The 8,929-nt window shown below is 38.4% G+C and carries 9 protein-coding genes and 1 tRNA gene; 3 read left to right on the forward strand and 7 right to left on the reverse strand.

The annotated features are described in order from the left end of the window. A partial coding sequence (locus ACXJIE_RS01180) for a helix-turn-helix domain-containing protein (RefSeq protein ID WP_456479158.1) occupies positions 1 to 257 on the reverse strand: 257 nt, incomplete at its 3' end. A gap of 175 nt (positions 258 to 432) precedes the next feature. Between ACXJIE_RS01180 and ACXJIE_RS01185 the strand changes: the two genes are divergently transcribed. Continuing rightward, complete coding sequence (locus tag ACXJIE_RS01185; RefSeq protein ID WP_456479150.1) at positions 433 to 1,155, forward strand: EAL domain-containing protein; 723 nt, start codon at positions 433 to 435, stop codon at positions 1,153 to 1,155. Positions 1,156 to 1,236: 81 nt separating this feature from the next. Beyond that, positions 1,237 to 1,593: a 50S ribosomal protein L19 gene (rplS, locus tag ACXJIE_RS01190; RefSeq protein WP_456479151.1), complete on the forward strand. Its 357-nt coding sequence runs from the start codon at positions 1,237 to 1,239 to the stop codon at positions 1,591 to 1,593. A gap of 29 nt (positions 1,594 to 1,622) precedes the next feature. Here the strand turns inward: rplS and ACXJIE_RS01195 are convergent, their stop codons facing one another. The 6 genes from ACXJIE_RS01195 to ACXJIE_RS01220 form a co-directional block, all read right to left on the reverse strand. After that, positions 1,623 to 2,504, reverse strand: coding sequence for a hypothetical protein (locus ACXJIE_RS01195; RefSeq protein WP_456479152.1), 882 nt, complete (start codon positions 2,502 to 2,504; stop codon positions 1,623 to 1,625). 159 nt (positions 2,505 to 2,663) lie between these two features. Then, positions 2,664 to 4,301, reverse strand: a complete 1,638-nt coding sequence (groL, locus tag ACXJIE_RS01200) for a chaperonin GroEL (protein ID WP_456479153.1) — start codon at positions 4,299 to 4,301, stop codon at positions 2,664 to 2,666. Positions 4,302 to 4,315: 14 nt separating this feature from the next. Continuing rightward, positions 4,316 to 4,588, reverse strand: a complete 273-nt coding sequence (groES, locus tag ACXJIE_RS01205; protein ID WP_456479154.1) for a co-chaperone GroES — start codon at positions 4,586 to 4,588, stop codon at positions 4,316 to 4,318. 186 nt (positions 4,589 to 4,774) lie between these two features. After that, positions 4,775 to 6,061, reverse strand: coding sequence for a TRAP transporter large permease (locus ACXJIE_RS01210; protein WP_456479155.1), 1,287 nt, complete (start codon positions 6,059 to 6,061; stop codon positions 4,775 to 4,777). Then, entirely contained in the window at positions 6,058 to 6,624 is a 567-nt protein-coding gene (locus ACXJIE_RS01215; protein WP_456479156.1) for a TRAP transporter small permease, read from the reverse strand. The genes ACXJIE_RS01210 and ACXJIE_RS01215 overlap by 4 nt, the downstream gene beginning before the upstream one ends. Beyond that, positions 6,621 to 7,610 (reverse strand): TRAP transporter substrate-binding protein, encoded by a 990-nt coding sequence (locus tag ACXJIE_RS01220; protein ID WP_456479157.1) that lies wholly within the window; start codon positions 7,608 to 7,610, stop codon positions 6,621 to 6,623. The genes ACXJIE_RS01215 and ACXJIE_RS01220 overlap by 4 nt, the downstream gene beginning before the upstream one ends. 191 nt (positions 7,611 to 7,801) lie before the next feature. Here ACXJIE_RS01220 and ACXJIE_RS01225 point away from each other — a divergent pair. Further along, positions 7,802 to 7,878, forward strand: a tRNA-Met gene (locus tag ACXJIE_RS01225). Positions 7,879 to 8,929 lie beyond the last annotated feature (1,051 nt).

Raw genomic sequence — 8,929 nt, forward strand, 5'->3', positions numbered from 1 at the left:
CATTTCTCTTTTCTACCACTTGGTTTTTTACTTTTTAACCCCTCTAACCCTTTTTCATTGTATCGACGTATCCATCGAGAAATAGTGTCTCTACTTATTAGTAAAGTTTGTTGAATCTCTTTTGTGCTCTTTCCCTCCTTTTTTAGTATTATACACTGTATCCTCAATGAATATCGCCCGTCTTTTGAATCCCTAATTTCTCTTCTTAATTCCTTTATTGTATGATAATCCCTTACTTTTAACCTTCTCATATTCATTACAAGCAATCTCTGTTCCATTCGTAAGAATGTTTTAGAGGTTTGGTATTACGGGTACGGCAACGTCCATCTTTATAAAAACGTTTCGATTGCACTGAATGAAATAGATAATGAAAAAAGGGTTATTTTTGCAAACGGCATATGCCTGCAAAAAAAAGAGGAAGTTATAAAAAATATGAATATATTGAAAAAAATAAATTACGCAATAAAGAAAAACAACGTAATTTCCCTTTTTCAGCCGATTGTGGATAATAAATCGAAAAAAACGGTTAAATACGAATCCCTCGTCAGAATAATAGACGAAGAGGGGAATATGCTCTCACCGTTTCATTTTCTGGATATTGCTAAAAAAGCCGGGTTGTACGGAGAAATAGGTATAAGGGTGCTTGAAAACACTTTCATGGTGTATGAAAACAAAAACGTATCCGTAACGATAAACATTTCACCGAACGATATTATGAAAGATTTTATTACGGAGAGAATATATGAGCTGCTTGATTCGCATAAACCGAAAAAAGGGGCTGTTACGTTTGAAATACTTGAGGATGAAATTATACAGTTTCCTTCAATGATAAAAAATTTTGTTGATAAGGTTAAAAATTACGATGTACAGATAGCGATAGACGATTTTGGAAGCGGTTATTCTAATTTCAGCAGGATAATGGAATTAAACGCCGACATAATTAAAATCGACGGAAGTCTTATCAAAGACATAGATACCGACAAAACAAAACAGGTTATTGTGGAATCGATAGTAAATTTCGCAAAAAAGGAAAACAAACTTACTGTTGCGGAGTTTGTAGAAAACGAGGCGATTTATAGCGTTTTGACAAAACTCGGCGTGGATTATTCGCAAGGGTATTATTTTTCTAAACCTCTGAGGGAGGAAGAGATTTGAAATGTTTTTATATTTTGATATAATTTCACTTCAAAATCAAGTGTGAATGCCCGCAGGGGCCAATGGCACAAAGGAGAAATAATGAGAAACAAGTTTATTGAAGCTTTTGAAGCGAAACAGATAGAAGGAAAAGAAATTCCTGAATTCAGACCGGGGGACACCGTAAGAGTGGCGGTTGAAATTAAAGAAGGCGACAAAAAAAGAATTCAGAATTACGAAGGTGTTGTAATTGCCATTAAAGGGCAGGGTGCAGGCAAAACGTTTACCGTTAGAAAAATCGGTGCCAACAATATCGGAATTGAGAGAATTTTCCCTCTATACAGCGAAAGTATTGCAGGTATAGAAGTGGTAAGAAAAGGTAAGGTAAGAAGAGCCAAACTTTACTATCTAAGAGGAAAAACAGGTAAAAAAGCAAGAATTAAAGAAAGAAGGGATTAATTCCTTCTTTTTAAAATCAATACTCTCTTTTATTCGAGTGCGGCTTCGAAAGTACCGTTGCAATTAGCACTCTGGAAACTTCCCGTAATTTTTTTTGTGTTTTGATAAAGTCCCACCCATGCCGTATTGTCCGGATCGTTTTCCATAAAATTGGCACTTCCGTTTAAAAAATTTCCCGAAACATTATAATCGTTTCCGTTCGACTCACTTATGTAACCGTTTATATCAAGGCCGTCCGCAGCTGTGTTTACGCTTATATTCAGTGTAATGTTTCCGTTGGAAGGACAGCTTCCGGCAGAGCCGCTTGTTAATGTAAACGTTCCTTTATATGTTCCTGTAGCCACCGTATTTACAATGGTTTGGGAAATGTTGTTTACGGCTGTGATTGAACTTACGGATATGCCTTTATAATTGGGATCGTTTGCACTTAAAAGGGCATATATTTGAGAATTTGAGGCCATCATCAAATCATTGCCCGTATAGTTTGCAGCGATTACGGCTTTTTCATTATCAGTAATGGTAATACCGTTACTGCTGTTTGCATCATTGTCAAGGGTTTGAAGAATGTCAGCTTTCACGGTCGGGAAAAAAATTAAATTATCAGGAAGGTATGCCGTAGTTGCGAGAGTAAACAAAATTAAAATGTCATTGCTTGTTTTAACCCCGAAATTGCACATAAACGTGTTTTCCGCAAATGTAAATTTACCTTCCGCGTCTGTTGTGCCGGAACTTGTCACCATACCGGTGCTGTCCGTACAGATATAATCAAGCCCTTCTATCACTGAATCTTTAATATAACCGCTGTAAGTCGATACGGAAGTATCGCTTCCTCCTACGCCTCCCCCTCCGCATCCGCTTAAAAGCAAAACGGATGTTAACAAAATAGCAGATGTAATAATTGAAGTTTTCATTTTGTCTCCTTTACATACATATACACATTATAACACACGGGGAGTTAAAGTGGTGTTAATTTAAGGTTAATAAACAGTTAATATTTCAGAAAATGAAGGAAAAGTAGTAAAATAAAAAGTGACAGACACTTTAATTAAGAAAAAATGAAGGCGAAGGGATTAGATCATCCCCATTCCGCCCATTCCTCCCATATCAGGTGCCGCTGCGGCCGGTTTTTCTTCAGGAATTTCAGTTACAGCCGCTTCGGTTGTAAGAAGCAGGCTTCCAACTGATACGGCGTTTTGAAGTGCGATTCTTTCAACTTTTGTCGGGTCGATAATTCCGGCTTCGAACATATCGACATATTCTCCCGTCGCCGCGTTGAATCCTACGTTTTCATCCGCTTCTTCTACTTTCATAGCCACTATTCCGGATTCAAATCCCGCATTTTCGGCAATTTGTTTAATAGGCGCTTTTACGGCCTGTTTTACGATGTCAACACCGATTTTTTCATCCGCGTCTTCAGCATCTACACTGATTTTAGCGGCTGCTTTAAGAATAGCCGCACCACCACCTATTACGATACCTTCTTCAACGGCCGCTTTTGTTGCGCTTAGTGCGTCGTCAACTCTGTCTTTTTTCTCTTTCATTTCGGTTTCAGTCGCCGCACCTACTTTAATTACTGCAACACCTCCGCTAAGTTTTGCAAGTCTTTCTTGTAATTTTTCTCTGTCGTAATCGCTTGTTGTCTCTTCAATTTCTTTTTTAATTTGAGCGATTCTCGCTTCAATAGCCGCTTTGTCACCTCTACCGTCAACAATTGTAGTGTTTTCTTTATCCACTACAACTCTTCCGGCCTGTCCGAGATCCGCTAATGTTGCGCTTTCAAGCGTTCTTCCGAGCTCTTCAGAAATTACCTGACCGCCTGTTAAAATTGCGATATCCTGAAGCATTGCTTTTCTTCTGTCACCGAATCCGGGCGCTTTTACCGCACATACGTTTAATACGCCTCTTAATTTGTTAACAACAAGTGTAGCTAAAGCTTCACCTTCGATGTCTTCGGCAATGATTAGCAACGGTTTGTTTCCGCCCTGTACCATTTGCTCAAGCAACGGTAACAGATCTTTCATATTGCTTATTTTTTTGTCGTAAAGTAAAATGTACGCATCATTAAGTTCCGCTACCATTTTTTCAGTATCAGTTACGAAATACGGGCTTAGATAACCTCTGTCAAACTGCATACCTTCTACCACTTCAAGTTCGTCTTGAAGCGATTTACCTTCTTCTACAGTAATTACACCGTCTTTTCCGACTTTATCCATAGCTTCAGCTATAAGTTCACCGATTTTTTTGTCGTTGTTTGCCGAAATTGTCGCAACCTGAGCGATTTGCTCTTTGTTTTCTACGGTTTTGCTCATATTTTTAAGCTCGGCAATAATAGCTTCAACAGCTTTATCCATTCCTCTTTTAACCGCTACAGGGTTTGCGCCGGCGGTAATGTATTTTAAACCTTCTTTGAAAATAGCATGCGCCAAAACAGTTGCCGTTGTTGTTCCGTCTCCCGCTTCGTCTGCTGTTTTACTTGCAACTTCTTTTACTAATTGTGCACCCATGTTTTCTACCGGGTGTTTAAGTTCGATTTCTTTTGCTACTGACACACCGTTTTTTGTAATGTGAGGTGCCCCGAAACTTCTTTGAAGTAGAACGTTTCTACCTTTCGGACCCATTGTTACTCTAACAGCGTCTGCGAGTTTTTCAACACCCGCTAATAATTCGTTTCTTGCCACATCGCTGTATACAACTTCTTTTGCTGCCATATTCCCCTCCTTTCTTATTCTATAATTCCAAGAATATCGTCAGTGTTTAACACTAAGTATTCTTTTCCGTCAATTGTAATGTCGGTTCCGCTGTATTTTGCGAATACTACTTTGTCACCTTCTTTTAAAGGAAGGTTTTCGTCTTCTTCAACTTCTTTTGAAACTGCGATTATTTTTCCTTCAAGAGGTTTTTCTTTTGCATTGTCCGGAATGATAATTCCGCTTGCTGTTTTTGCTTCTTCTTCGACTCTTTCAACCAAAACTCTAAGTCCTATCGGTTTAAACATTTCCGCCTCCTTTAGCAGTTATTTATTTTAACTGACGGAATTATAATAGAAAAAAGGAAAAATGTCAATATTTTTTATAATAATTTTTAGAAAATATGAGTGAAATATACTAAAGTATTCTGAATCAAAAAGAATGAGAAGAAATAAAAAAAGTGAAAAAAGATCGGATTTTATTTTTTTTATTAGTTAGCGGCCCATCATAATATGCGGAAGCCATAAAGAGATCTGCGGAATGTAAGTTATTAACATAAGTCCTACGAAAATAACGAAAAACCAAGGCATTACGGCTTTTACCACTTCTTTAATCGAAAGCCCGGTAATACCGCTCGCTACAAACAGGTTAAGCCCCACGGGAGGAGTGAGCATACCGAGTTCCATATTAATGGTAATAATTACGCCGAAATGAATCGGATCAATTCCGAGCATTGTAGCTACCGGAAGCAGCAACGGTACCATTATCATAATTATTGAACTCGGTTCCATAAAGTTTCCGGCAATTAGCAGCAGTATATTTACCGCAACCAAAAACATAACTTTATTCAGGTGCATCTGAACCACAAAATCGCTGAGCATCTGCGGAATGTTTTCAAGTGTGAGAAAATATGCGAATACGGATGCGTTTGCGATAATAAACATAATCATGGCACTTGTTTTCGCGCTTTCCAAAAAAACGGTTTTAAGTTCGGTGATTTTAATGTCTTTATAAATGAACAGAGCAATAAAAAGAGCCCATACGGCACTTACTGCGGCGGCTTCGGTAGGAGTGAATATTCCTCCGTAGATACCGCCTATGATAATAATAATCGTCATAAGCGCCCAGAAAGACTCCTTGAATTTTTTCCATTTTTCGCTCCATGAAGCCGGCTTTGTTTTTTTAAATCCTAACCTTTTAGCACCTATATAAGTAACGGCCATAAGCATAAATCCTATAAGAAGCCCTGGGATTATTCCAGCGATAAAAAGCTTTCCTATACTTATTTCGGCCGTTACGCCGTAAATAATCATAACTATGCTCGGAGGAATTAGAATTCCGAGACTTCCCGAGGCGGTAATTGTACCTACCGCATAACTTTTAGGGTATCCCGCTGCGGTTATCGCTCCGAACATTATAGAACCTATAGCCGCAACCGTGGCGGGTGAGCTTCCAGAAACCGCGGCGAATATAATGCTTGCGAAAATTGCCGCAATAGGAAGGCCCCCCGGCAGATGCCCCACGAATGTTCTTGCAAAGTCAACTATTCTTTTAGCACTGCTCCCTTTACTTAATAAATTTCCTGCAAGTATAAACATAGGAATGGCCATAAGCGCATATTTGTCGAGTTTGCTGAACACCGCACTTGCGAGATCTATCAGACTTTCCTGCCCTTCGAAAAAATAAGAGGTGATAAATGTGGAAGCCCCTAACGCAACCCCTACCGGCACGCTTAAAAACAGCAGCAGGAAAAATATGCCAAATAGTACTCCGACTATCATTTCGTACCTCTCATCTGAAGTTCCATCTCCTCAATAATCATTTCGTGCTCTGTTTTCGTAACCACCTCTTCCGCAGGGGTTTTGACAAGCTCTATAGTTTTTTGGGTAATCCTGTAAGCCGCGGTTACGAATGCGATAGGAATAACCGTATACGGTATCCACATAGGAATGTTTAGATCCACACTAATTTCACCGCTTGCTTTAAGTCCGAAATCGGGATCGAATATGAACAGATATCCGTAATATGCTACCGCTAAAAGATAGGCAAGTGTAATTAAATGCGCTAAAAGAGAGGAAAGTTTTGCAAGTTTTGCAGGCAAAATATCCAAAAGAATAGTAACCCTTATATGACACTCTTTTCTGAAACAGTAACTCGCCCCGAAAAAAGCGGACCAGATAAACAGATAATTGGTAAGTTCGAACGCCCAGTCTATTCCTTCGTGGAACACAAATCTCGCCACAACGTTTATAAATGCGAGCAGAACTCCCGCGGCTATGCCGAAGGAGGCTATGAACTCGTTAATTAAGCCTATCGTCTTGTCCAGAATTTCAAGGGCTTTCATTCACCGGCTTTAATGGCTTTTTGAATTAAGTCTTTTCCGATTGTATTGTAAAATTTAGGATAAATGCTTCTTAATTTTTTTACCCACGCCTGTCTTTGCTGTTTTGTTAGATGAATGATTTGCAGTTTTCCGGTTTTTTCCGCATAGGCTTTGATTTTTGCAAATTGCGAATCGTTTAACTGTTTAGCCCATATTCTTTCTTTTGCGGTTGCTTCCCTCATCGCTTCTTTTATTACGGATTTTAGGTTTGAAGGTAGTTTGTTCCAGAATTTTTTGCTTATAACCACCATATAGCCGAGATATCCGTGGTTTGAAATTGTCATATATTTTTGTACTTCATAAAATTTTTTGGTGTAAATGTTTGAAATCGTATTTTCCTGACCGTCAACAACACCCTGCTGAAGTGCGGAATACACTTCACTAAATGGCAATACCACAGGAATAGCGCCTAACGCTTTAAATTGCTCTATAAGAACCTTGGAACTCATTACCCTGAATTTAAGCCCTTTTGCGTCTTCGGGTTTGATAAGGGGTCTTTTGGAATCGCTTAGCTGTTTGAACCCGTTGTCCCAGTATCCTAACGCCACGTACCCTTTTTGATTCACCATATTTAAAAGTTTCTGTCCGACTTCACCGTCAAGAACCTTATGCAGATGATCGGCGTCGTTAAACAAAAACGGCAAATCGAAAAGTGCAAGCTGAGGTACTAATCCCGTAAATTTGGAAAAGCTCGGGGCAGCCATCTGTACCGCATTAAATTTCATCTTTCTAAGAACCACTTTGTCCCCGCACAGCTGTGCGTTCGGATACACTTCCACTTTTATTTTTCCGTGGCTGAGTTCCTCAACCCTTTTTGCAAAATAATCCGCCGCTTTCCCTTTAGGCGTGTTAGGCGAAACGACATGTGAAAATTTGATTACATAATCTGCTGCCATAGAAAAACTTGCAGCCACCGCTATACTTAACAGTCCTTTAAACAAATTCATTTTTTCTCCTTTTTTTTTCTATTATATCATTTTAAGATCTTTTGAATAACTTTTGATTTTAATAAACAGGTATTTGTTACAAAAGGTAACTTTTTAAAAGATTTATCACGATTTTTTAAATATTTTGAAATTTTTTTAAAAAATCTTGAAATTTAGTAAAAATATGGATATAATTTCATTCCACATCTGACGGTGGGGTAGCTCAGCTGGCTAGAGCGCCGGTCTCATAAGCCGGAGGTCGGGAGTTCAAGTCTCCCCCTCACTACCATTAAAACTCCCATAAAATCGATGTTTTGATAGCTTAAAAATTGATGAGGTGTCCCCTTGGGTGTCCCTTAGTAAGCAATTTTCTCAAAATTTAACTTCTAAATATCTTCTTTAAAAAGAATAAAATTTAGTTAACAAAATATATTTTCTCTAAAAAAATCAAAATCCGTTTAGTTTTGTTTAGCAGTGTTTAGTTTATTCTTTAATGGAAACCTTTGGAAACTTTAAAAGTCGTGTTTCCTTTTGTTTCCTTTTCAAAAATCCTGTTGATTTTTTCTGATAACCCATTCACTTTTACAGGCAAAAGCTGGGAATTTGTATTGCTTTTTTTCACTTATAGCTGGAATTATGCCTATAAAAAGGAAGTTCATAAGCTGTTGCAGGTGTTGCATTGCGGGCTTAGCAAGGGGGTGAACGAATTGATACCTCCACTCCCTTAAAAGCGGTTTTTATTTTTTCGAAGTTGGACGGGCGGTCCGATGACTTAGCCTAAATAATTTCAAACCCGCCCCCTCTTAAAAGTTAACTGGTTAACTCTGCTGGTTAACTTTTTGTCAAGCGGTTGACATTTTGGTTGACAAATCGGTTGACATTATAAAAAGCCGTAGCATCTCCTAATTCTCAGTAGTTTTTCTACCTTTAAGCCAATAAATTCTGTCAAGTCTTATGTCAATTGGTTGACATATTTTGTCAAGTGGTTAACTTTTTGGTTAACTCTCTCAAAAGCCCTAAATTTCTGTGAGCTTATAAGAAAAAGTTAACTAAATTTGTCAACCGATAGTTAACTGGTTGACATCGGTTACCTCTTTAAAAATCCCTATATTTCGGGGATATTAAGCATTTTGTCAAGAATGTCAACCACTTTTTTTCAAACTTTGTGTGTGTGGAAACTGGGGTTGGCGACCACCGCAGGTGATTTTCACCTAAAAGGACCCGCTGACTTTTTAATGTCCCTATTGGGTCCTTTTTTGCTTAAATTTCATTTGCGGGCACTCGCGACCGCAAAATTTGCACACACAATATGATTTTTTTAGGTTTCAATATTTCAAGAA

Source organism: Nautilia sp. (genome assembly GCF_053994455.1).